This window comes from Bradyrhizobium sp. CCBAU 51745, from assembly GCF_028128715.1.
Classification (GTDB): Bacteria; Pseudomonadota; Alphaproteobacteria; order Rhizobiales; family Xanthobacteraceae; genus Bradyrhizobium; species Bradyrhizobium manausense.
Genome location: NZ_LBJP01000001.1, coordinates 501,643 through 525,533, shown reverse-complemented (window position 1 = coordinate 525,533; position 23,891 = coordinate 501,643). Strand labels below are relative to the sequence as shown.

The window sequence follows — 23,891 nt, the reverse complement described above, 5'->3', positions numbered from 1 at the left end:
GCGCGAGGCTTGACATCGCCGCGCGCAGCCCATGTGATGGGCAAAAAGCAAAAGCAACAAGAATACGACGCATAATCGTCCAGGGAGGTTTAGATGCGCCTGCGCATGGCTGCCCGCTTGGTACGTGGGCTGTTGATCGCAATTGCGACGATGGGCCTGACGGCTTCGGCCAAGGCTGAAGACAAGGCTCAGGACAAGAAAATCAAGATCGGCGTGATTTTCGACCTGACCGGCCCTCTCGCGGGCGGCGGCTCTGAGCTCGAATATCTCGGTACCAAGATCATCCTCGACCATTTCACCAAGACCGGCGTCGAGGGCTACAAGGTCGAGGCTGTTTACGCCGACGCACAGAGCAAGCCCGACATCGCCATCAACGAATCCGTTCGCCTGCTCGAGCAGGAGAAGGTCGACATGGTGCTCGGCTTCTTCTCCTCGGCGCAATGCGTGCCGGTGGCCGCCCGCGTCGAGCAGCTCAAGAAGTTCATGTGGATGACGACCTGCATCTCGTCTGCCGTGTTCGCCGACAAGAACTACAAATACGTCTTCCGTCCGCAGGCCAGCGGCGATCAGTTCGGGGCGATGACGATGGATTTCATTGCGCAGAACGCTCAGGCGAAGTTGGGCAAGGAGCCGAAGGACCTCCGCGTCGCCATCATCCACGAGGACGGCTCCTATGGCGTCGACGTCGCCAAGGGCAATGAGGCCGGCGCCAGGAAGGCCGGCTTCAACATCGTGCTGAAGGAGGGCTATTCGGCCACCGCGCCGGATCTCTCCGCGCTGGTGACCAAGCTCAAGCGTGCCAAGCCTGATGTCATTTTCCACACCGGCTACAACCCCGATATCACGCTGCTGTTGCGGCAGGCGCGCGAGCAGGGGCTGAAGTTCGCAGCGCTCGTCGGCCACGGCGCGGGCTACGGCGTCTACGAAAAGCTCAAGGAAGGGATGGGTGCTGACGCAAGCTATATCTTCAACACCGATCCGATCTCGATCTGGCTCGCCAACCAGAAGACCATGGATCCGAAGCTCGCGCCCGTCATCAAGATGGTCGGCGAGGAGTTCGACAAGATCAAGCCCGGCGTCGCTATCCGCTCGGCTCATGTCGGCATCGGCGCGTCCAACACCTACGTCTTCATGGATGACGTGCTGCCGCGCGCGATCAAGAAGTATGGCGGGGTTGATCCGGAGGCGTTGCGCAAGGCTGCGCTCGATACCGATATCCCCGAGGGCGGCACCATGCTCGGCTTCGGCGTCAAGTTCTTCGGTGAGGGCACGCCAATGGCGGGGCAGAACGAGCGCTCGTTCCCTGTCGTGATCCAGTATATCGACGACAAGTCCTGGGTGGTGTGGCCCAAGAGTCAGGCGCAGCGCGAAGCCGTGTTGCCGCTGCCGAAGGGCACCACCTACGGCAACCAGTAGCGGCGGAGCAGGGCGGTGCTGGAAGTGAACGGATTGGTGAAGCGGTTCGGCGGCTTCACCGCCGTCAACAACGTGTCGTTCAGGGTCGGGCGGGGCGAGATTGTCGGCCTGATCGGCCCCAACGGCTCGGGCAAGAGCACGATCTTCAACATGCTCTCAGGGACGCTTTCGCCGAGCGCCGGATCAATCCGGTTCGATGGCTCGGAGATCGCAGGCCTCGCGCCGCACCGGATCATCAACCGCGGCATCGGTCGCACCTTCCAGATCCCGCGGCCGTTCCGTCGCCTCTCCATTTTCGAGAACGTCGCCCTTGCCGGCTTCTATGGCCAGGGCCGCCATAGCCGCGCCAAGGCCGAGGAGGCGGCCGAGCGCTCGCTTAGGATGGTAGGATTGCCGACCGATCGCCAGGCCAGCGTCGACGGCCTCGGCGCGGCCGGTTTGAAGAAGCTCGAGCTTGCGAAAGCACTCGCCACCGCGCCAAAGCTTCTGCTTGCCGACGAGAGCCTCGGCGGTCTCGACGAGACCGAGATGGACCAGGCGGCGGACATGCTGCGCAACATCCGCGACGAGCTCGGCATCACCATCATCTGGGTCGAGCACATCATGGGCGTGTTGATGCGCGTCGTCGACCGCGTCATGGTGCTCGATCACGGCGAAAAAATCTCGGAAGGGCTGCCGAGCGCGGTTGCCGGCGACCCCCGCGTCATCGAGGTCTATCTCGGCACTGATGCCGAGACCACCCAGGCAGCGGCCGCCGAAGCCCGCCGTCGCGCGGGAGGCCAATGATGCTGGAGCTGCGTGGCGTCAACGCCGGCTATGGCACCTTCCAGGCGCTGTTCGACGTCGATCTCGACGTCAAGGCTGGTGAGGCCGTCGGCGTCATAGGACCCAATGGCGCCGGCAAGACCACCTTGATGCGTGTCATCTCCGGCCTGATCCGACCTTCGCGCGGATCGATCGCGATGGAGGGCGTCGACGTTCTTGCTACGCCGGCGCACCAGATCGTCAGCCTTGGCATTGCGCATGTGCCGGAGAACCGGCGGCTGTTTCCGCAGCTCTCGGTCGACGATAATCTCAAGATGGGTGCCTTCATGAAGGAGGCGCGCGGTCGCTATGCCGAGCGGCTGGAGGTCGTGTTCGACCTGTTTCCCCGGCTGAAGGAGCGCCGCCATCAGATGGCCGGCACCATGTCGGGCGGCGAGCAGCAGATGTGCGCGATCGGCCGTGCGCTGATGTCCAACCCAAAACTTCTGCTTCTCGACGAGCCGTCCGCCGGGCTGGCGCCGGTCGTGGTGCAGCAGGTGTTCGAGCTGGTGAAGCGGATCCGGGCCAGCGGGCTGACGGTGCTGATCGTCGAGCAGAACGTGCAGCAGGTGCTGCGTGTGGTCGATCGTGCTTATCTGATTGAGGCTGGCACGATTCGCAGCTCAGGCACTTCAGCCGAGATGCTGGCGAGCGACACGGTCAAGGAAGCGTATCTGGGGGTATGAGGCGCATATGCAGGCGGTCCTGGACATTTTCGACATCTACCTGCTGGAAGCGGTGATCAACGGCATCCTGCTTGGCGGCGTGCTGGCGCTGCTTGCGCTCGGGCTCAACCTGATCTTCGGCGTCATCGACGTCACCTGGATCTGCTACGCCGAACTGGTGATGATCGGAATGTACGCCATGTATTTCATGGTGCAGTATTACGGCATCAGCTATTTCATCGCGGCGCCCCTGACCATCCTGCTCGTCGCGATCCTCGGCGCGCTCCTGCATTACCTCGTGATCGCGCCGCTGCTGACCGCGCCGCCGATCAACCAGCTGCTCGCGACCGGTGGCGTGCTGTTCGTGCTGCAGAGCTTTGCCACTGTCGCTTTCGGCATCGACTTCCGCAACCTTGGCATCCGCCTGCCGGTGCTCGCCTTCGGCGACATGAATTTCAGTTACGCGCGCCTCCTCTCGTTCCTGGCGGCGTTGGTCGGCATGGTCGCGGTCTATCTGTTCATGACCCGCACCTTCACCGGCACCGCGATCCGCGCCATCTCGCAGGACCGACAGATCATGGCGCTGATGGGCGTCGATACCAAACGCATCTATCTCATTACCTCCGCGATCGGCGGCGGGCTGGCCGGGCTCGCCGCCTGCCTCCTGGTGCTGCAATATGACGTGCACCCCTTCGTCGGTCTCTCCTTCGGGCCGATCACCTTCCTGATCTGCGTGCTCGGCGGTCTCGGCAATTTCATCGGCGGCTTCATCGCGGCCTTCGTGTTCGCCGAGATCATTTCGCTCGGCGGCCTGTTCTCCGATCTCGAATGGGGCTACGTGCTCGCCTTTGCCTTCTTCATTGTGATGATGTTCATCCGGCCCGCGGGCCTGCTCGCGAGGCGGCGATGACGGGGCAGGGACGGCTTGCGGCATGGGGGATCGGATTGGCGGCGCTGGTCGCGCTGCCCTTCGTCTATCGCGATCCCTATCATCTGCACATCCTGGTGCTGATCCTGATCTGGTCGTTCGCCTACACATCATGGTCGATGATGGGGCGGTTCGGCCTGGTCTCGCTCGGGCACGGCGGCTTCATGGGCATCGGCGCCTATGTCACCGCGCTGCTGTGGAATCACCTCGGCCTGTCGCCGTGGATCGGCATTCCGGTCAGCATGGTCGCAGCCGGCGCGCTGGCGCTGATCGTCGGCTATCCCTGCTTCCGCTTCCGCATCACCGGGCACTATTTCGTGCTGGTGACGCTGGCGCTGTCAGGCATCGTGCTTCAGGTCATCACGGCGACGCGCGATTACACCGGCGGCTCGCTCGGCTACACGCCGAACCGGGCGTCCGGCAACAAGCTGGCGGCGCTGCAATTCGACGACAAGACCAGCTGGTATCTGATCGCGCTTGCGGTCTGGCTTATCGGCATCGTCGTCTGGCATTTGATCGATCGCAGCATGAGCCGCTATGCGCTGGAGGCGATCTCGGAGGACGAGGACGCCGCGGCCGCCGCTGGCGTCAATGTCACCGCGGAGAAACTGAAGATCACGCTGATCAGCGCCTTGATGACCGCGCTCGCCGGCGCGATCTATTGCCAGTACCAGATGTTCATCACGCCCGACACGGTCAGCGGCATCGCAGTGTCGTTGCAGATGGTGTTCGCGGCCGTTGTCGGCGGCCTGTTCGTGTCGCTTGGCCCCACCGTCGGTGCTGTCATCACCATCCTGCTCGCGGAAACCTTGCGGATCGGCTTCGGCACCAAGGCGGTCGGCTGGGACAATCTCGTCTACGGCGTGCTGCTGGTGCTTTTCATCATATTTCTTCCCAAGGGCATCCTTGGTAGCCTGCTCGATCGATTGAAGCCGCAACGCAAGGTGCCCCGCGCTCATGAGCAAAAAGCCGTCCAAATCGCTCGCCCAGGAACTTGACCGCTACATCACGCCATTCCGCCATGACGGGTCCGGCAAGTTTCACCTGAAGGACTACAAGACCAACGAGAAGGGTGATCTGGACAAGGATAAGGCGCAGGCGATTCTCGATGCCAACAAGAAGCGTCTCGTCGAATTCCAGGAGAAGCTCTACGCCCAGGACCGCTGGTCGGTGCTGATCGTGTTCCAGGCCATGGATGCCGGCGGCAAGGATAGTGCGATCAAGGCGATCTTCGAGGGCATCAATCCGCAGGGCTGCGAGGTCTCCGCCTTCAAGGCGCCGAGCAGCAAGGAGCTGGACCATGACTTCCTCTGGCGTCACGTGGTCGCGTTGCCGGAGCGTGGCCATATCGGCATCTTCAATCGCTCCCATTACGAGGAATGCCTGGTGACGCGCGTGCACCCGGAGCTCCTCGCCAAGGAAAAGCTGCCGCAGCGGCTCGTCACCAAGAACATCTGGAGGGAACGGTTCGAGGACATCGCCGCATGGGAGCGCTACCTGATGCGCAACGGCACCGTGGTGCTGAAATTCTTCCTCAACGTTTCCAAGGAGGAGCAGCGCAGGCGCTTTCTCGATCGGCTGGAGGACCCAGGCAAGCAGTGGAAATTCTCGATGGACGACATCAAGGAGCGCGCGCTGTGGCCGCGCTACCAGGCGGTCTATCAGGACATCGTGCGCCACACCGCAATGCCGCATGCGCCCTGGTATGTCGTGCCCGCCGACCACAAATGGTTCGCCCGCGTTGTGATAGGCTCCGTGATCGTGGCGGAGCTTGAAAAGCTGGACCTGCGCTTCCCCCGTGCCGACAAGGCTTCGCTGCGTGAGTTTGCCGAGGTCCGCAAAGCGCTGGAGAGCGAGGGGAAGGGAGGAAGGAAGCGCAAGAAGTGACCGCTCCCGAGACCAGGAACCAGAAGAACGTCAACTTCGCGCTGCAGGGCGGCGGCGCGCACGGCGCCTTCGTCTGGGGCGTGCTCGACCAGGTGCTCGAGGACGGCAGGCTCGCGATCGAGGCGATCAGCGCCACAAGCGCGGGCGCGATGAACGCGGTGGCGCTCGCCTCGGGCATGGCCATCGGCGGAGCCGAGGCGGCGCGGCAGAACCTGCATGCGTTCTGGTTCGAGGTCTCGCGGATGGACCAGCTCTATGACCTGTTTTCACCAGTCAACCAGGTGATCCAGGCCCTCAAGCTGCCGCCGGAATATCACCCCGTCCACGCCTTCATCCATACGCTGACGCACACGGTGCCACCGAACCTGCTCAACCCGTTCCACTTCAATCCGCTCCGGTCCTTGCTGCAACGCGTGATCGATTTCGACCGGCTCAATTCGTCGCCGGACGCACCGCAGCTCTTTCTCAACGCCACCAATGTCCGAACCGGCAAGATCAAGGTGTTCCAGACGCCGCTGCTCAGCGCAGAGACCGTGCTCGCGTCGGCCTGCCTGCCGCCCTATTTCCAGGCGGTCGAAATCGACGGCGAGCACTATTGGGATGGCGGCTATCTGGGGAATCCCGCGATCTTTCCGCTGATCTATCGCAAGGGCAGTCACGACGTCATCATCGTGCAGGTGACCGCGATCCGGCGTGACGAGCTTCCGGCAAGCGCCGCCGACGTCCTCCATCGCATCAACGAGATCAGCTTCAACTCATCACTGATGCGCGAGATGCGCGCGATTGCCTTCGCGACCCGGCTCATCGACGAGGGCGAGCTCGATCCCAATACGCACAGCCGCATGTTCATGCACTGGATCGGAAACGACCAGCTGATGTCGCAGCTCGGAACGGCGACCCAGTTCCATCCCGAATGGAGCCTGTTGTGTCGTCTGCGCGATGAGGGCCGCGAGGCCGCGCGAAGCTGGCTGACGCAAAACTTCGACCGGATCGGAAAGTCCTCGACGGTCGACCTGACGGACATGTTTCTCTAGGCCGCCGAGAGCCGGCCATCGATAAAAAGTTCGAAAACAACCCCATGCACAGTAGCCTTGGGTCATGGAATCAATAGCTTGCCGGCGAATGCGCTCGAGATTCGGATTTTTAGAAAAATTGGTTGATCCGTCGGGCAAAACAGGGGCATGATGTCATCATCGACAGCTCTCGTAGGGTGGGCAACGCGCAAGCGTGCCCACGTTCTGTATCCGAGACGGATAGTGGGCACGGCGCTTACGCGCCTTTGCCCACCCTACGATTTCAGCGCGAGCGAAGCTCGTCGCGCCTGTGCAAGCTCCTAATAGCCGCGTCCCCACCAGTAGCAGAAGCGCTCGACATTGGCGGGCAGGCCCGCCTCGTAATTCGCCCATTTCTCGTATTTCGGCAGCTTCACTTCCTTCATCGCGGTGTCGAAGCACTTGCCGGCATCGGCGGCTTTCTTCACCTCCGCCGAGAGATCTTCCATGTAGGCAATGTCGTCCTCGACGTCCTTCTTGGTGCCGAGCCGGCCGCCGGCGCTGGGATGGCCGGGGATCATCCGCTCCCAATCGAGGGAGGCCAGCTTCTTCAGCGAGGCGATATATTCCAGCGGCGAGGCGTTATCTGGGATGTTGCGGAACTGGACGGATTCGATCGGCGCGAAATCGACCACGAAGATGATTTTCTCCTTCGGCAGCCGCATCACCAGCGAATTGTCGGAATGGTTGCGGCCGACATAGTCGAGCTCCAGCGTGGTGCCGCCGAGCGTGATGATCTTCTGGTTGTCGACCAACTGGTCCGGCATCACGACATCGGCTAGAAGCGAATTCTGCTTCTTGAGCTCGAGCAGCCGCTCCTTGGTGCGGCGATGCGCGATAAAGGTGGCGCCGAGATCCTTGAACGGCTGGCCGCCGGCGATGTGATCGTAATGGTGGTGGCTGTAGATGACGTATTTGATCGGCTTGTCGGTCACGGCCTTGATCGCGTCAATATAGGGCTTTGCCGGACGCAAATAGGAGATCGGGTCGGTCGCGATCACGCCTTTCGGAGTCACCACGAACATCGACTGATGGCCGCCATAGCGGAAGATGTAGACATTGTCGGTGCCCTCTACTTTCTTCGTCGAGGTCTGCGGCGGCGTCTGCGCGAGAGCTGAACCGGTGACGAGGACCGCGAGAGCGGCGATGCAGGATAATGCTTTCATCTCTGGCTTTCTGAAAAAGGGAGGGCGAGGGAGGCGGAGATCGTCTTTCACACAAACGCTGCGGAGAGGGATTTATTCCGCGCTCCTACGCGGCTCCTATGCGGTCAGTCTGTCCCGGAACAGCTGTGCAAATGTGATCCTTGGCGACATTGATCCCGCTTGACAGTTTTATGTCATGGGAGGAGCATGGCTGTGGTCGCGATCAGCGCGACGCGTAACGTCCACCTCATGAGCAAGGGGAGGTCTATGACTCCACCTCCGCAAATCCAGCCGCGTTAAGTGCGATGGAGCTCGTTCGGACTATCGCATAGCGGCAGAAACCGCGAACGGCACGCCGGGTCAAGGTTTAGTGGGCTGCAGACAGTAAGGCAGAGCCCCTACCTGCCCGGCGCTGTGCGTTTTCGACGCGTTCGCTGCATGAGATGAAATGCCTAGAGATCGTCGCCTCACCGGCAAACTTCCGACATACGATCGGGGCGAATAGCGGCTTCCGACATGACGCATGCGTTTGGTGCGGCGACGATTCGACCGCTGCCAGCGCATGTCATTTTTTAGGGAATCCGCGTGTCGCATAAGTTCGCCTCGGTGCTTGTCGCAGCCTTCCTTCTCGCGCTCTCATCTTTCTCCCCCGTCCAGGCAGAGCCGCCTGCGCCCGCCGCCAAGAGCGCGGCCTCACTGTCGCCCGACGAGGCCAAGCGGGCGCTGGAGACGCTTCAGGACGACAAGAAGCGCGCGCTGATGATCGACACACTGCGCGCGATCGCCAATGCGTCGGGCGAACAGCGGCCGCCGGCGCCGGAGCCGGAGCAGAAGTCGCCAATCCCGCTCTCGTCCGATGGACTCGGCGCACAGCTTCTGCTGACCGTGTCCGAGGAGATCGGCGAGATTTCGCGCGACGTTGCCGACATGGCGCGGACGCTCACGAATTTCCCGGCATTCTATTACTGGATCGTGCGGACCGCGAATGACCCTGATGCCTATCATTTGCTGATCGAGATCGCCTGGAAGCTGGCACTGGTGTTCGGCTGCGCGCTCGCGGCGGAATGGGTGATTGTCCGCCTGATCCGGCGTCCCGTTGCCTTCCTCGAAGGACGAGTGCCGCAGACCGCACGCCTGTCGGCCCAGTCGCTTCCCATTGCAGATCCGCCGTCATCGGTCACTGAGGTCACTCCCGCGGCCGAATTGCACAGGCACCGTCACAGCCTCGCTCGCGTCTGGCAATTGCTGCTGCGGCTGCCCTTGGTGCTCGGACGGCTCGTGCTCGAGTTGCTGCCGGCGTTCGTTTTCGTCAGTCTTTCGACCGCGCTGCTCGGAACAGAGATCGGCGAACCCGCAACGGTCCGTCTCGTGATCCTCGCGGTCGTCAATGCCTATGCGTTCTCACGCGGGCTCATCTGCATCGTCCGTGCCCTGGCGGGACCGTTCGGCCTGTTTCCGGTCCGAGCCGAGACCGCGGCCTATGTCGAGATCTGGGCCCGCCGCATCGTCGGCGTTGGCGTGTCCGGCATCGCCCTTGCCAATGTCGCCCTCCTGCTCGGCTTGCCCCGCACCGGCTATGCCGCGCTGCTGCGCATGGTGATGCTGGTCGTCCATCTCTTCATCGTGGTCATCATTCTGCAATGCCGCCGTCAGGTGGCCGACGCCATTCGCTCGCCCGCCGAACGGCAGGGCATTGCGGCGCGTCTGCGCAATCGCATCGCCGGCGGCTGGCATTATCTTGCAATCGCGCTCGACCTCGCGCTGTGGGCGGTCTGGGCGCTGAACATCCGCAATGGCTATTCGCTGCTGCTGCAATATTTCGTCGGGACCGTCGTGGTGGCGCTGATGACACGCGTCGCCATCATGGTGACGCTGAGCCTGATCGACCGCGGCTTCCGCATCCAGCCGGAAATTCTCCATCGCTTTCCTGGCCTGGAAATCCGCGCCAATCGCTATCTGCCGCTGCTGCGCAGGATCGTCTCCGGCGTCATTGCCTTCATCGGCTTCGTCGCCGTGCTCGAGGTCTGGGGCGTCGACGCCATCGTCTGGTTCTATGGCGGCCAGATCGGCGGCCGGCTGCTGTCGGCGGTGGCGACGATCGGCGTCGCCGTCGTCATCGCCGCGGCGATCTGGGAGGCCAGCAATGCACTGCTGGATCGCCAGATCAACACGCTGTCGCGCGACGGGCACTATGCCCGCGCCGCGCGGCTGCGCACCTTCCAGCCGATGCTGCGCACGGCGCTGTTGTGCCTCATCGCCACCGTCGTCGGCCTCACCGCGCTCAGCGAAATCGGCGTCAATGTCGCGCCGCTGCTCGCGGGCGCCGGCATCGTCGGCATCGCCATCGGCTTCGGCTCGCAGAAACTGGTGCAGGATCTCATCACAGGCCTGTTCCTGCTGCTGGAGAACACGGTGCAAGTCGGCGACACGGTCAGCGTGTCGGGGCTCACAGGCGTGGTCGAGAACGTCTCGATCCGCACCATTCGCCTGCGTGCGGGCGACGGCGCCCTGCACATCGTGCCGTTCAGCGCGGTGACGACCATCACCAATGCCAGCCGCGGCGCCGGCAACGCCTCCGTCAGCGTCAATGTCGCCTACAAGGAGGACACCGATCGCGCCGGCCAGATCCTCAAGGACATCGTCGAGGAGATGCGCCGCGAGAGCGAATTCCGCCCGCTGATCCGCGGTGACCTCGAGCTTTGGGGCATCGACAAGGTCGATGGTGCGATGGTGTCGATCGTCGGTCAGATCCGCTGCACCGAGACCGGCCGCTGGCCGGTCCAGCGCGAATTCAACCGTCGCATGAAGCAGCGCTTCCAGCAGAACGGCATCGAGGTCGCATCCGCGACCCAGACCATTTTGATGCATGTCGCGCCGCCGGCCGATCTTGCCGCCAACCTGACGCCGAGACGGGCGGCCGGATAACCGCGCTGCGGATTTTCCGGCTTGCCTCCTGAGGATTTCCGGTCATTCCGGGGCGCGCGTCAGCGCGTACTACGGTGCGCAATTGCGCACCTGAGAATCCATCGCACGACAGTTCTGCGGCCTGATGGATTCCGGGCCCGCGACTTCGTCGCGTCCCGGAATGACGAGGGGAGAGAATAACCTGCGGATCCCCCGCGAAAGTCTCGCTGCGGTGCGAGATCACAATCGCGGCCCAGGGGGCAACGTCCTTGATCTCAGAGGGACGGTGGCGGACAATGCCTGCCCTTCAATAAGAAACTCCCTGGGGGAATTCGTGAATAGACCTGCTCGGGTCAGCGCCCATTCGATATCATCCGACACCACGCACGGCATGACGCTGCTGCGCGATCCCCTGCTCAACAAGGGCACGGCCTTCACGGAAGCCGAGCGCGATGCACTCGGGCTGCGCGGCTTGCTGCCAGCTTGCGTCCTGACGATCGAGGAGCAGGTCGAGCGCGTGCTGATCAATCTACGCTCGCTGCCGACCGACCTCGAAAAATACGTCGCCCTGAATGCGCTGCATGACCGCAACGAAGCGCTGTTCTTTCGTGTTGTCGTCGACAACATCGATGAGATCCAGCCGATCATTTACACCCCGACGGTCGGGCTCGCCTGCCAGAAGTTTGGCCTGATCTTTCAGCGCCCGCGCGGCATGTTCATCTCCTCGCGCGAGCGCGGTCAGATTGGCGAGGTTCTGAAGAACTGGCCTTATCAGGCCAAGTTGATCGTCGTCACCGATGGCGAGCGCATCTTGGGATTGGGCGATCTCGGTGCCAATGGCATGGGAATTCCCGTCGGCAAGCTGTCGCTCTATTCGGCCTGCGCCGGCGTGCATCCGGAAGCGTGCCTGCCCATCGTGCTCGACGTCGGCACCAACAACGAGGAATTGCTGAGCGATCCCTATTATCTCGGCCTGCGCGAGCGGCGCCTTACGGGCGAAGCCTATGACAGCTTCGTCGACGAGTTCATGACCGCCGCGCGACAGACCTTCCCCGGCGTGCTGATCCAGTTCGAGGATTTCGCCAATCATTCGGCGTTCAAGCTGCTGCACAAGTATCGGGACGAGGCCTGCGTTTTCAACGACGACATCCAGGGTACCGCGGCCGTCGCGCTCGCCGGCCTGTTCTCGGCGCTGAAAGTGAACGGCGGCAAGCTCCGGGATCAGCGCATCCTGTTCCTGGGTGCGGGTGAGGCAGCGACCGGCATCGCCGATCTCGTCGTCTCCGCCATGATGGCGGAGGGCGCAACGGAAGCCGAGGCACTCCGGCGCAACTGGCTGGTGGATTCCCGCGGCCTCGTCGTCAGCGGCCGCGACGGCCTCTCCGGCCACAAGCTGCGCTATGCCCACACCGACCAGGCGCCGATCGCCGACTTCCTTACCGCGATCAAGACGCTGAAGCCGACGGCCATCATCGGCGTCGCCGCGGTCGGCGGCGCCTTCACGCCCGAGGTGCTCAAGACGATGGCCGAGCTCAACGAGCAGCCGATCGTGTTCGCGCTGTCCAATCCGACCTCGAAGGCCGAGTGCTCGGCGGAGGATGCCTATCGCTACACCGAGGGCCGGGCGCTGTTCGCCTGCGGCAGTCCCTATGACCCGGTCACGCTCAATGGCCGCACCTTCGTGCCGCGCCAGGGCAATAACTCCTACATCTTCCCGGGCGTCGGCCTCGGCGTCATCGCCAGCCGCTCGCGGCTCGTGACCGACGAGATGTTCATGGCAGCCGCTCATACGCTCGCCAATTGCGTCGGCAAGGAGGATCTCGATCAGGGCAGCCTGTATCCGGCGCTGCCGCGCATACGGGAGGTCTCGGCGCGCATCGCGGCGGCCGTGGCTGATGTCGCCTATCAGCGGGGGCTTGCGGGCGGGCCCGCGCCCAACGACGTCAAGGGCCTGGTCCAGTCGCAGATGTACGAGCCGAAATACTGAGGCCTGGGACGGCTGGAGACTGCCGGGAAAGCTCGGCCTGCATGGTTCGAGACGCCCGCTTTGGCGGGCTCCTCACCATGAGGGTCTCATATCTCGCCGCAAGCACCACCTCATCCTGAGGGCCCGCCGCAGGCGGGCGTCTCGAAGGACGGCCGAAAAGCAAGCTGCCCGCCACGCCCGGAATCGCGATTGTCTGCCGTGGCCTTATGTGCGACGCTCCGTAGCGTTACAAGAATCTCAATAGGTCAGCCACCATGGACGATCGTTTGCCCGACCTGGGCGATCTCGAGCACGAGGTCATGCAGATAGTATGGGCCCATGGGCCGGTCACGGCCGAAATCGTGCGCGAGCGCCTGTCGCGGCGTCTGAAGGAATCCACGGTGCGGACGGTGCTGCGCCGCCTCGAAGAAAAAGGCTATGCTCGCCACACGGTTGACGGACGCACTTACGTCTACCACGCCACCGAGGCGCGTGCCCGGGTCGCGGCCAAGGCGGTGCAGCGCATCGTCGACTGGTTCTGCAACGGCTCGATGGAGGAAGTCCTCGTCGGCATGGTGGACAATGCGATGCTCGACCAGCAGCAATTGCGCGCGCTGGCGGACCAGGTGGCCAAGGCGAAGAAGGCGAGGGGAGTAAAAAGGAATGATCGCAGCTCTGGCTGAGGCGGCGTTGCGCTCCTTTGCGCTGGGAGGCGTCGTCTGGATCGGTCTCACCGTGTTTCGCGTGCGCAATCCGCACGTGCACATGACGGTGTGGGTGGTCGTGCTGCTGGCATCGCTGGCGATGCCGTTCGTGATGCACTGGCCGACGCTCACCCTCGACCGGCTGCCCTTGTCCACGCCGGTGACGGATGAAGCCTGGCCGGCCGATATCGCGATGCTGGACCGGCCGCCGCCGTCCCTGCCGATCGCGCCTGGCACTGCCATCGCTCCGATGGCGAAGCACGGCATCTCGATCGACGGGTGGACGGTTGCCACCACCGTTTATGCCTGCGTCGCCGCCCTGTTGCTGATGCGGCTCGCCATCGGCCTGTGCCTGACCTGGCGTCTGGTGCGCGCCGCAAAGCCGGTGAAGGGCATGATCGGCGCGGACGTGCGCGTCAGCCGCGACGTCGGCGGCCCCGTCACCTTCGGCTCGACCATCCTGGTGCCGCCGCAGTTTTTCGGCTGGGACGCCAAGAAGCGCCTCGCGGTGCTCGCGCATGAGGGCGCGCATGTTGCCAATGGCGATTTCTATGTTCTTTTGCTGGCCTCGCTCAATCGCGCGATGTTCTGGTTCAGCCCGTTCTCGTGGTGGCAGCTGGCGCGTCTGGCCGAGCTTGCCGAGATCATCAGCGACGCCCGCGCCATCGAGATGATCGACGACCGGCTGTCCTATGCGGAGATCCTGCTCGACGTCGCGACGTCCGTGAAGCCGCGGCCAATGGAGCTTGCGATGGCGCAAGTCTCGACCGTGCGCGCGCGGGTCGAGCGCATCATCGCTGCCGCTGCCATGCCCGTGGCGGTCGGCTGGCGCAAGCGGCTGTGGATCGCGGCGTCGATCGTGCCCGTCGTGATCGTGTCGGCCGGCATGATCGCCTACCGCATGCCGGATCCTGTACCCGCCGGGGCTGATCTCGGTCTCGTGCCGGCCGAGCATTACCATCCGTCAGTGAATTTCTACGCCATGGGTCCGGCTTCGGTGTTCGCGGTCTTCCGCGAGGGCGACGAGCTCTATGGGCAGCTCACCGGCCAGCGCAGGCAGCCCTTGGCCGTTGCGGGCGACGGCACCGTGTCCTACGCGGCGTCATTCGGCGAGATCACGTTTCCCATCGATCTGCAGCATCGCTCGTCCGAGCTGACGCTGCACATGCACGGCCGCGACGTGCGGGCCGTCCACGTCGCCGCCATGCCGGCGCCGACGACAGGTCCGGCGTCGCTTGATCAATATGTCGGCTGGTACAGGATCGCGCCGAACCGCGTGCTCACCGTCAGGCGCGACGGCGAAGGTCTGCAGGTGCAGGAGACCGGGCAGGGCCGATCACTGGCGCTGCCTGAAGGCACCGACGCCTTCTCCGTCCACGGCGATCATCTCCTGATCTTCCTGCGTGATGAACAGGCGAGCGTGTCTCGCGTGCTGGTCCAGAACGTCGCGTCCGGCGCGCGCCTGGCCTCGCGGATCGACGCGGCGCAGGCCCAGGCGATCGAGGCCGACTTCGCCCGCCGCCTCGCGGAAGTGCCTGACAGGTTCAGGGAGCAGGTCCCCGCGGCCGGCAGCAAGGAGATGATCCTGAAAGGGATCGAGGATATGCGCCGCGGCACGCCGAGCTATGATCGGATGAGCGCGCCGCTCGCCGACAACATCCGTCGTCGCCTCGATGAATTGCGCGCGACCTTCGCCGCGCTCGGCGCGGTCGAGTCGATCTTCTTCCGCGGCGTCGGGCCCGGTGGCTACGACATCTATGGCGCCAAGTTCGAGAACGGCACCGCGGAGTTCCGTCTGCTGATCGAGCCCGACGGCAAGGCAGGTGACGTGATCTTCCGACCCGACGGCAATGACGAGCTCGGCGGCATCGTCCCCTGTTCGGAAGAGGCGAATGTGCGCGGCCGTGCCGGCACGTCGCCGATCCGGATCATGCTCTACAACGAGACCGAGGACGACATTCAGGTCTTCAATCTCGATGCGAATGGCGAACGCAAGGCGCAGAGCGTCGTCAGGTCAGACATGACCTGGGTGACGCTGACCACCGTGAACAATCCGTGGGTCATTGCCGACAAATCAGGGAAATGCGTGGAGATCCTGGTGCCGGGGCGGCAGACGCGCTTCCACAATGTCGAGGCCGCGAATCTCGGGACGCGGCTGGGGCGCGCCGCGCGTCGTGCCGTTCCGATCGCCAATGGCGAGGCGATGCTGCGGCAGTATATCGAGGGTGTCGGCAAGGGGCGGCCCGACTACGATCATATGACGACCGAGGTCGCCAACGTCACGCGTGCGCAGCTTCCGTTCGACCAGGCGATCCTGGCGCGGCTCGGTGCGCTCCGTGCCGTCTCGTTCCGCGGCGTGACCGCGCTCGACAGCGACATCTATCTCGCCCAGTTCGCCAACGGCTCGGCGGAATGGCGCATCGGTGTCAGGAACGGGACGATCACCAAGATCGCGCTCGGGCCGAATTTCTAGCTGCGCGTTCGCGTTGCCGTGATCGGGAGCCGAGGCCACCGATCCCGGCTTGCGCCCACCCGCCGCAAGCGTTACGTTGTGTAACACTACGCTTGGTAGTTTGCCGCGAAAGGATACAGCCGCCAACTTGGGACCACAGTGCGGCGCGCAGGCGGATCGGGTTCATGATGTGCATGCTGACGCAGCGGGAGCTCGACTTTCTTGCCAGCCTGAAAACCGGCTGGCGGATGCTCTATCGACGCGAGCTCGCGCGGCTCATGAGGGGTGACGTCGAGACCGGCGAGGTGCGGCCGGAGCCGCGCCCGGTCATCTGGCGCGTCGTATCGGGCTGATTTCTCGCCATTTTGTCTCGATTCAGGACAGGTGACTGTGGTGGATTCATCACAGCCGGCGCGAAACGATGGCGGCCGCAAGGCCGCTTTTGTTCAGCCAAGGTTCTGCCCTCATTGCCCACCGAAACTCAGGGCGTGTTCGGAGGGCGCATCATGTCTTGCATTGCACGTGCCGAAACGACCCTGGCTTCGCCGGCAACCGCGTCCCGGTTGCTGCTCGCCATCATGGGGGCCGCATCGCTCGCCGCCTGCGCGCAATCACCGGGTGGCCGCCAGAGGGCCGATCTCGCTCCAACCACGAAGCAGGCTGCAATCGAGCACCCGCACCGCGTCGCGGCGCTGCATCCACGACCGATCTACAGGCCGCATCGGTCCAGCGCGACAGCGAACGCCAAATCGACGGGAGCGCAGGGCCTGGCGAGCTTCTATTCGGACACGGAGACCGCGAGCGGGGAGAGGTTCGACAGGAACGAAATGACTGCGGCCCATCCCACGCTGCCGTTCGGGACCAAGCTGCGCGTCACCGATGTCTCCTCCGGCCGCTTCGTGACCGTCAGGGTCAACGACCGCGGGCCTTTTGTGCGCGGGCGCGTCGTCGATATCTCGCCGTCCGCGGCCGAGGCGCTCGGCATGGTCGACAAGGGCCTCGCCAATGTCAGGCTCGATGTCGTGCGATAGAGCATGATCCGCGCTTAACCGACTTTTAGCGGCTCTCCCGCACCATGGGCGTCCTGCAATTCGTGGCTTTGGGGGAGACGCCGCTTGAACACGATCCAGTATCTTGAAGATCAGGCGGCGCGCGCCGAGCGGCTTGCCAAACGGATCACGGATACGCCCACGATCGAAAAGCTGCTGACCTTCGCCGGCGAGCGCCGCCGCGAGATCGAGGTCATCGCCGCCAGACGGCGCGGCTGACGCCGTGAGAGCATGATCCGGAAAAGCGTGAAGCGGTTTTCCCTCGCGACATCAGCGGAACGTGTTTGCGCGGAGATCATGCTCAAACAAGGAGCCAAAGCGCGCTGACGATTCAACCCAATCTTATCGCGCTTTAGATCCATGCTCTGAACGCATTTGCCCTCTCCGATAGCTGCGGAACTTCTTCTTCGCTCCGGCGTCATGTCAGTCATGACCATGGAGGAGGAAATCATGGGCTTTGGACGAGGTGCTTTGCTTTGGTTGCTTGGCGTGCCGCTGCCGATCATCCTGCTGCTGGCAATCTTCTGGCATCATTGAGAGCGTGATGCAGACGCGAAAAAGCGCCGCGGAAGCGGCGCTTTTTGTTGCCGCAAGCATGTCGCGATGGCCGCGCGCTCAGCTATGGCTCTCGACGAAATCGCTGAGATAATCAGGCAGCGTCACGCCGTCGATATCGCAGCGCGCCTGGATTTCATCGACAACATCGGTCGAGATGTCTTTCATCCAGTGCTCGAGCGTGTTGAACGAGATCACCTTGATGGGATCGTTGAAGCAGCCCGCGACGAGCTCGTTGATCGCTGCATCGAGATCGCTTCGCTCGACGCGAATTTCAGTGGTCTCGTCGAGGCGATCGATCACCACGAACAGAGTCTGGTCGGCGCCATAGGGCACGACCGGGGAGGATACGCCAGCTTCAAGCATTGGATTGCTCACGTCTCGGCTTTCCGATCTCCATTAACGGGAAAATTAGGAAGAATGTTCCTGCAGATTCCGGGATGCGGATAAGACGTTCGTTGCAAGGCAGGCCGCGGTGTTCACCTGCGGTTCAGAGAAATTCTCTCAAGCGCGACAGCTCGATGACGTGCTCGGGCGAGAGAATATCGGTCACCAGCGGCGGCTGTGCCGCCGTGCGGATTTCATAGAGATGCCTTGATGGTGCTGGCTTCTGCATGAATGCCGTGATGCAGGCATCGAGCGTGCCCTCGCTGACCTGATAGGGTTCGCGGTCCGGCCGGCGCTGATTTCCGAGAGACGGCCATTTCTGCAGCACCGCGAGCGCGCTGAAATCGACCTTTGTCGCCGAAGATGATGCGTCCCCCATCGCCCCGCCTCACGCAAAAAGAACCCTGGCACGCGAGCCTTGCGTGCCAGGGCCCATTACCCATCGCTGCATCTCAATGCCATGCACCGACAACGCGGCGGCCGCGAAAAGGTTCCCGGCCGATGGCGGCTCAACTCGCGGCCGCTGCGATTTTGTCCCCTGGGCTCACATCGCCGTGGGTTCTGTCGTCGCTTCTGACCTCCGGCGCAAGCCCTGCAAAGCGCCGCAGGGCTTGCGCCATCTGGACGCGGCCCTGGACGCCTGTGATCACCACGTCCACCATCACAAAGGACGAGTGGAAATGGCCGTGCGCCTTGAGCTGCTCGACCGGGACGCCGGCGGCGGCCATCGCCTCGGCATAGGCGATGCCCTCGTCCCGGAGCGGATCGAACTCGCAGGTGACGATGAAGGCCGGCGGCAGGCCTGAAACCTTGCCGCGCAGCGGCGAGGCGCGCGGATCGGTGCGATCATCAGGTGAGCAGTACAGGTCCCAGAACCAGTACATCAGCGACCGCGTCAGGAAGTAGCCGGTCGCATTGTCGTTGTAGGAGGGCCGGTCGAAGCTGCTGTCCGTCACCGGACACACCAGCAGCTGACCCGCAATCTGCGGCCCGCCGCGGTCGCGCGCGAGCTGGCAGGTGACGGCGGCGATGTTGCCGCCGGCGCTCCAGCCGGCGACCAGCACCGGGCTCTGGATGCCGCCGAGCTCGGCCAGATGCTCCGAGATCCAGCGCGTCGCGGCATAGCCGTCCTCGGCCGCGGCCGGGAAGCGATGCTCCGGGGCGTGGCGATAGCCGACGCTGACGAACATCATGCCGGTCCGCCGCACCATGTCGCGGCAGAACGGCTCATCCGACTGCTGATCGCCGAGCACCCAGCCGCCGCCGTGGAAATAGACCACGACCTGATGCGGGCCCGGCGTTGCCGGCTTGTAGACGCGATAGGGCAGCGGGCCGTCGGCACCGGGGAGCGTGCCGTCGACGATGTCGCCGATCGGCCGTCCCGCAGGCCGACCCTTGTTGAATTCGTTGACGAAGGCGCGCGCGCCGGCCGCCCCCATCGATTCGATCGGCGGCAGGTTCAGCGAGGCCAGCAGGTTCAGCACCAGCCGCACGTCCGGCTGCAGCCGCACCACCTCGCCGTCATTGCACTGTGCTGCGACGTTGGGGCCGGTCAGCCTGAAGCCGAGCATGCCGCGGCTGACGACTTCGTCGCAGATGCTGCGATAGGGACCGACGCCGCCGGTATAGGGCATCAGGCCCTGCACCTTGCCGGGCACGTTGGCGCCCGTGTACCAGGTGTTGGCGAGCCGGTGCAGCGTCAGCATCGAGCAGTCGGCCATATGCCTGTTCCAGCCGGCCTGCGCCGTCTCGGTCGGCTCGATCGTGGTGAAGCCGGCCTCGTGCAGCGCTTTGAGCCGATCCACGACCCAGTCGACATGCTGCTCGATCGAAACAGCCATGTTCGACAGCACCGACGGGCTGCCGGGCCCGGTGATCATGAAGAAGTTCGGGAAGCCCGCGACCGTGAGCCCCAGATAGCTCTGCGGCCCCTGCGCCCAGACATCGGTCAGCGACTTGCCGTCGCGTCCGGTGATCGGATGCACGGCGCGGATCGCGCCGGTCATGGCGTCGAAGCCGGTCGCGAACACGATGACATCCACGTCGACGTTGCGCTTGGCCGTCGTGATGCCGCCTGCGGTGATCGCCTTGATCGGCTCCTGGCGCAGATTGACCAGCGTGACGTTGGGCCGGTTGTAGGTCGCGTAATAATTGGTCTCGAGGCAGGGGCGTTTGGCGCCAAACGGATGATCGTCCGGCATCAGCGCCGCCGCCGTCTCGGGATCCCTGACGGCGGCGCGGATCTTTTCGCGGATCAGGTCCTGGACGATCTTGTTGCCGTCGACATCGACCGCCTGGTCGGCCCAGAGCTGCGTCAGGATGTGGACGAGGTCGCCGGCGGCCCAGGCACGCTCGAACCGCTCGCGACGCTCGGCATCGCTGAGCTGCCAGCTGACGACGGTCTGCTGCGGATAGGGCACCCCGGACATCGACTGGCGCGCCTGCGCGCGATAGGCCGCGCGGTCGCTCTGGAACAGGTCCCTGCGATCGGCCGGCGAGGGGCCGTTATGGGCGGGCAGCGCGAAATTCGGCGTGCGCTGGAATACGGTCAGATGTGCGGCCTGCTCGGCGATCACCGGGATCGATTGAATGCCGGACGAGCCGGTGCCGATCACGGCGACGCGCTTTCCCGCGAGGTTGACGCCGTCATGCGGCCAGCGTCCGGTGAAATAGACCTCGCCCCTGAAATCCTTGACGCCGTCGATCTCCGGCGGTTTCGGCGCGGAGAGACAGCCTGTCGCCATGATGTAGAAGCGGCAGGAGACCGCGGCGCCGTTGTTCGTGGTGAGTTGCCAGCGCTCGGCCTTCTCGTCCCATTTGGCTGCGGTGACCTTGGTCCCGAAGCGAATGTCGCGCCTGAGATCGTAGCGATCGGCGACGAAGCCGAGATAGCGCAGGATCTCGGGCTGGGTCGCGTATTTCTCCGACCAGGTCCACACCTTGTCGAGTTCCGGGTCGAACGTGTAGCCGTAGTCGATGGTCTGGATATCGCAGCGCGCGCCGGGATAACGGTTCCAATACCAGGTGCCGCCGACATCGCCGGCCTCCTCGAGCCCGACGGCCGACAGGCCGGCCTTGCGCAGGCGATGGAGCAGATAGAGGCCGGCAAATCCGGCGCCGACCACGGCAACATCGACTTGCTGGACGGTTCCATCAGCCCCTTCGGACGGACGTGCGGCGACCATTGCTTCCGGCATGGTTATTCCTCCCGTGTCTTTTGTTTGCCCGCAGGCTAGTCCGGCAGGCTCGGCTTGTCACCAGAACAAGTGCAATCTTCGGTAGTCCCATTTGCGGCATCATGGCGGCGCGAACGTTGCCTCGATGCACGCATGCGATGCACGATGGCCGTGATTGCCCGGGCTAATCATGGACGATCCGCCTGTGTATGCTTGCGGCTACTAGCCACGCGTAGCAGCCGGGCGTCATGACAGATTTGAGTGAGCGAACCAAAGCCAACATGGACGTCGTCCTGGAGCAGACGTGCCGGCAATTGCCGCATGGCGGCAATCACGACAGTCGCAGGTTCATCGCCGAGCGCCTGATCCAGGCTGCACAATCCGGCCATTCCACCCTCGGCGAACTCGGCATCATCGCGCGGCGCGCGCTCGCGGAGATCATCGCCAAGGGCGGTTAGGGCGTGGACTCAGCCTGTCATCGATTTCAGCGGCGGTCCAGCGTCGCTCGCGCGGCTTAGCTCCTCCACTATGGCGGGGAGCCTCTGTTTGAAGCTGTCGAAACTCGGGAAGATGCTCTCCTCGGACAAGAGGTCCGGAATAATGTGCATCGCCTCGAGCTGGTCGATCTGGTCTCGAGCAAGCCCGACGACAAACACCTTCAATCCAGCGGCTTCCAGGTCGACCAGCACGTCCCCGAGTGCATAGATTCCGGATTGGTCCATGTAGGTTACGCGCTCCATGCGCAGCACCAGCATCTTGCCGTCCGTCGCCCGCTCGGCAATGCGCCGAAACGCATAGACAAAACCAAAGAACAACGGCCCGTTGACGTGCTTGATCAGCAGCCGTTGCTTCAGGCCGTCCGGAATCTCGACTTCATCCTGCCACAGCTCGTCCTCGATCAGCGTCAGGGTCGTGCCCTGTTCCATTGCGCGCGCAATCTTGGTCATGAAGATCAGCGAAGCGAGCACGGCGCCGGTGCCGATCGCGGTGATCAGATCGGTGAATACCGTCAGCACAACCACGATCAGCATGATCCAGGTGTCACCGCGCGGGGCGCGGAACAGATGACCGAGGCTGCGATAATCGATGATGCCTAGCCCGGCACTGACCAGAATTCCCGACAGGACGGCATGAGGAATGTACCGCACCACGCTCGACAGACCGAGGAGAACGGCCAGCAGAAAAAGACCATGAATCACGCCCGAGGAGCGATGCCGTCCGCCGGCGCGAACATTGATGGCGGTTCGCATGAAGGCACCGGCGCCTGGAATGCCGCCAAACAGAGCCGCCCCTATGTTGCCGGCGCCTTGCCCGATGAGCTCTCGATTGCTGTCGTGATGCGTCCTCGTCATGTTGTCGGCGGCGAGCGACGTTGTCAGAGCGTCGATCGCGCCCAGGAATGCCAATTGAAAGGCGGTGACAACAGCAAATTTGAGATCGGCTAAGTTGAGCTGGGGCAGGACGAAGTCCGGCAGCCCCTTGGGAATATCTCCGATCGTCGGTGCAGAAAGGCCGAAAGCCACCGCCAGGCTCGTCAGCAAAATCAATGCGACGAGAGACGGTGGCACTGCCGAGAAAAACCTCGGAAGAACGAATGATATCGCAATGGTCGCCGCCGCGAGCAGAAATGCATCGAGACGAGCACCTTGCGTGAGAGCGCCCAGGGATTTCAGGATTTCGGCCGGACTGGACGACGGCGACTGCAGACCCGCGATCGGGAAGATCTGCTGAATGATGATGATGATCCCGATGCCGGTCATCAGGCCGGAGATCGCCGGGTAGGGGAGGAAGCGAATGTAATTGCCGAGCCTTGCGACCCCGAACAGCACCTGCAACGCACCTGCGAGGCAGAACACGCCGACAATCGGCCCAAGCTGCATCTGCCCATTCGATGGCGTGTTTGCCGCGACAATGCTCGCTGCAATGAGCGTCATGGGGGCCGTCGGGCCGGAGATCTGGACGGGCGTGCCGCCCACCACCGCGGCAACGATGCCCAGGATAATTCCGCCGTATAATCCGGCGGCGGGCCCCAAGCCCGAGGCAACGCCGAACGCGAGGCAAAGCGGCAGGGCGACGATGCCGGCAGTGAGGCCGCCGAAAATATCGCCACGCGTGACCGCGAACGCTGACAACATCCCCCCTTTCCAACTCCCCGGACAGAGCCGGCGAGTTCGCTCTGGCAGCGGCGTGGGCTCAATCAGGCATCCGGAACGTAGGGCAGCGCGGACTTGTGGGCGCAAAGCCGGAGCTTACCGTCCCGACAGAGGCGAAACACGAATGTCTTGTCGACCATGATCTCGTTGCCCTGATAGTCGACTGCATAGACATTGCCCATCGTGATGGCGATCGTTCCGTGAATCTGAATGCCATTTTCGGCAGCGTTGTTGTCGTACCAGGCGCGTGCCCAGGGCTTTAAGGCAAAACCCTTGTCGTTGGGAAAGTCGGGATCGCCGCCGATGAAGTATGACAGCGCGCCCTTCGCCGTGTTGCGAAAGGTGTGCTTGCCGTGTGCCAATGTCGGTTTGAAGAACACCACACCGTCCCGATAGTCGTAAAGGCCTTCGACCAACGCTGTGGCCGTCGCCCGAACATCTCCCGATGCTCTGTGGACTCTTCCGATCTCGACCAGGCCATCGCACCATGCCTGTTGAGCCGCATTGACGTCAGCCTCCGTGATAGCCATGGATCTCTCCACTGGGGGGCGGTCGATGGGATTGCGCGCGTCATGCTCTCGCGTCCGCCGGACTTTTTCAAGTTTGGATTGCGCCCGACGGGGCGGAAGCCGGCGGGCGCTGGTCACC

General features: G+C 63.6%; 21 protein-coding genes. 15 read left to right on the top strand and 6 right to left on the bottom strand.

Going from position 1 to position 23,891, the window contains the following annotated elements:
• The first annotated feature begins 93 nt into the window (after positions 1–93).
• Genes XH98_RS02490 through XH98_RS02460 form a run of 7 tightly spaced genes read left to right on the top strand, consistent with a single transcriptional unit; the run spans position 94 to position 6,734 of the window.
• Entirely contained in the window at positions 94–1,416 is a 1,323-nt protein-coding gene (locus XH98_RS02490) for an ABC transporter substrate-binding protein (protein WP_271602628.1), read from the top strand.
• Between the two features lie 15 nt (positions 1,417–1,431).
• Positions 1,432–2,202 carry an ABC transporter ATP-binding protein gene (locus XH98_RS02485; protein ID WP_271602629.1) on the top strand — a complete coding sequence of 257 codons (771 nt, stop codon included), beginning with the start codon at positions 1,432–1,434 and terminating at the stop codon, positions 2,200–2,202.
• On the top strand, positions 2,202–2,906 hold the full coding sequence (locus XH98_RS02480; protein ID WP_057747282.1) for an ABC transporter ATP-binding protein: 705 nt from the start codon (positions 2,202–2,204) through the stop codon (positions 2,904–2,906). Before XH98_RS02485 ends, XH98_RS02480 begins: the two co-directional genes overlap by 1 nt.
• A gap of 7 nt (positions 2,907–2,913) precedes the next feature.
• Positions 2,914–3,795 carry a branched-chain amino acid ABC transporter permease gene (locus XH98_RS02475; RefSeq protein ID WP_188100947.1) on the top strand — a complete coding sequence of 294 codons (882 nt, stop codon included), beginning with the start codon at positions 2,914–2,916 and terminating at the stop codon, positions 3,793–3,795.
• A complete protein-coding gene (locus XH98_RS02470) occupies positions 3,792–4,811 on the top strand; it encodes a branched-chain amino acid ABC transporter permease (protein WP_271617703.1) in 1,020 nt (339 codons plus the stop codon). Before XH98_RS02475 ends, XH98_RS02470 begins: the two co-directional genes overlap by 4 nt.
• Positions 4,771–5,700: a polyphosphate kinase 2 family protein gene (locus XH98_RS02465; protein WP_271602633.1), complete on the top strand. Its 930-nt coding sequence runs from the start codon at positions 4,771–4,773 to the stop codon at positions 5,698–5,700. Before XH98_RS02470 ends, XH98_RS02465 begins: the two co-directional genes overlap by 41 nt.
• On the top strand, positions 5,697–6,734 hold the full coding sequence (locus XH98_RS02460; RefSeq protein ID WP_271617702.1) for a patatin-like phospholipase family protein: 1,038 nt from the start codon (positions 5,697–5,699) through the stop codon (positions 6,732–6,734). The genes XH98_RS02465 and XH98_RS02460 overlap by 4 nt, the downstream gene beginning before the upstream one ends.
• A 299-nt stretch (positions 6,735–7,033) precedes the next feature.
• Here XH98_RS02460 and XH98_RS02455 read toward each other — a convergent pair whose 3' ends face one another.
• Positions 7,034–7,918 carry an MBL fold metallo-hydrolase gene (locus XH98_RS02455; RefSeq protein ID WP_271602635.1) on the bottom strand — a complete coding sequence of 295 codons (885 nt, stop codon included), beginning with the start codon at positions 7,916–7,918 and terminating at the stop codon, positions 7,034–7,036.
• A gap of 564 nt (positions 7,919–8,482) precedes the next feature.
• Here XH98_RS02455 and XH98_RS02450 point away from each other — a divergent pair.
• The 7 genes from XH98_RS02450 to XH98_RS02420 all read left to right on the top strand — a co-directional run bounded on the left by XH98_RS02450 (position 8,483) and on the right by XH98_RS02420 (position 17,191).
• A complete protein-coding gene (locus XH98_RS02450) occupies positions 8,483–10,822 on the top strand; it encodes a mechanosensitive ion channel domain-containing protein (RefSeq protein WP_271617701.1) in 2,340 nt (779 codons plus the stop codon).
• Positions 10,823–11,135: 313 nt separating this feature from the next.
• Positions 11,136–12,788 (top strand): NAD-dependent malic enzyme, encoded by a 1,653-nt coding sequence (locus XH98_RS02445; RefSeq protein WP_271617700.1) that lies wholly within the window; start codon positions 11,136–11,138, stop codon positions 12,786–12,788.
• A 254-nt stretch (positions 12,789–13,042) separates the two neighbouring features.
• The gene (locus XH98_RS02440) at positions 13,043–13,450 is read left to right on the top strand and encodes a BlaI/MecI/CopY family transcriptional regulator (protein WP_057750580.1); all 408 of its coding nucleotides are present in this window, start codon (positions 13,043–13,045) and stop codon (positions 13,448–13,450) included.
• Positions 13,431–15,944 carry a M56 family metallopeptidase gene (locus tag XH98_RS02435; protein WP_271617699.1) on the top strand — a complete coding sequence of 838 codons (2,514 nt, stop codon included), beginning with the start codon at positions 13,431–13,433 and terminating at the stop codon, positions 15,942–15,944. The genes XH98_RS02440 and XH98_RS02435 overlap by 20 nt, the downstream gene beginning before the upstream one ends.
• A 164-nt stretch (positions 15,945–16,108) precedes the next feature.
• On the top strand, positions 16,109–16,276 hold the full coding sequence (locus XH98_RS02430) for a hypothetical protein (RefSeq protein WP_271617698.1): 168 nt from the start codon (positions 16,109–16,111) through the stop codon (positions 16,274–16,276).
• Positions 16,277–16,429: 153 nt separating this feature from the next.
• Positions 16,430–16,954: a septal ring lytic transglycosylase RlpA family protein gene (locus tag XH98_RS02425; RefSeq protein ID WP_271617697.1), complete on the top strand. Its 525-nt coding sequence runs from the start codon at positions 16,430–16,432 to the stop codon at positions 16,952–16,954.
• An 84-nt stretch (positions 16,955–17,038) separates the two neighbouring features.
• Positions 17,039–17,191 (top strand): hypothetical protein, encoded by a 153-nt coding sequence (locus tag XH98_RS02420; RefSeq protein ID WP_167353988.1) that lies wholly within the window; start codon positions 17,039–17,041, stop codon positions 17,189–17,191.
• A gap of 396 nt (positions 17,192–17,587) precedes the next feature.
• On the opposite strand, the gene XH98_RS02415 is transcribed toward XH98_RS02420, so the two are convergent.
• The 3 genes from XH98_RS02415 to XH98_RS02405 all read right to left on the bottom strand — a co-directional run bounded on the left by XH98_RS02415 (position 17,588) and on the right by XH98_RS02405 (position 21,111).
• On the bottom strand, positions 17,588–17,893 hold the full coding sequence (locus tag XH98_RS02415) for a hypothetical protein (RefSeq protein ID WP_271602640.1): 306 nt from the start codon (positions 17,891–17,893) through the stop codon (positions 17,588–17,590).
• A 124-nt stretch (positions 17,894–18,017) separates the two neighbouring features.
• Positions 18,018–18,293: a hypothetical protein gene (locus XH98_RS02410; RefSeq protein WP_271617696.1), complete on the bottom strand. Its 276-nt coding sequence runs from the start codon at positions 18,291–18,293 to the stop codon at positions 18,018–18,020.
• Positions 18,294–18,423: 130 nt separating this feature from the next.
• Positions 18,424–21,111 (bottom strand): flavin-containing monooxygenase, encoded by a 2,688-nt coding sequence (locus tag XH98_RS02405; RefSeq protein ID WP_271617695.1) that lies wholly within the window; start codon positions 21,109–21,111, stop codon positions 18,424–18,426.
• A gap of 227 nt (positions 21,112–21,338) precedes the next feature.
• On the opposite strand from XH98_RS02405, the gene XH98_RS02400 reads away from it, so the two are divergent.
• Positions 21,339–21,548: a hypothetical protein gene (locus XH98_RS02400; protein WP_057750566.1), complete on the top strand. Its 210-nt coding sequence runs from the start codon at positions 21,339–21,341 to the stop codon at positions 21,546–21,548.
• Positions 21,549–21,557: 9 nt separating this feature from the next.
• Here the strand turns inward: XH98_RS02400 and XH98_RS02395 are convergent, their stop codons facing one another.
• Positions 21,558–23,330, bottom strand: a complete 1,773-nt coding sequence (locus XH98_RS02395) for a SulP family inorganic anion transporter (RefSeq protein ID WP_271617694.1) — start codon at positions 23,328–23,330, stop codon at positions 21,558–21,560.
• Positions 23,288–23,773 carry a hypothetical protein gene (locus XH98_RS02390; protein WP_057750557.1) on the bottom strand — a complete coding sequence of 162 codons (486 nt, stop codon included), beginning with the start codon at positions 23,771–23,773 and terminating at the stop codon, positions 23,288–23,290. The genes XH98_RS02395 and XH98_RS02390 overlap by 43 nt, the downstream gene beginning before the upstream one ends.
• Between the last annotated feature and the right edge of the window lie 118 nt (positions 23,774–23,891).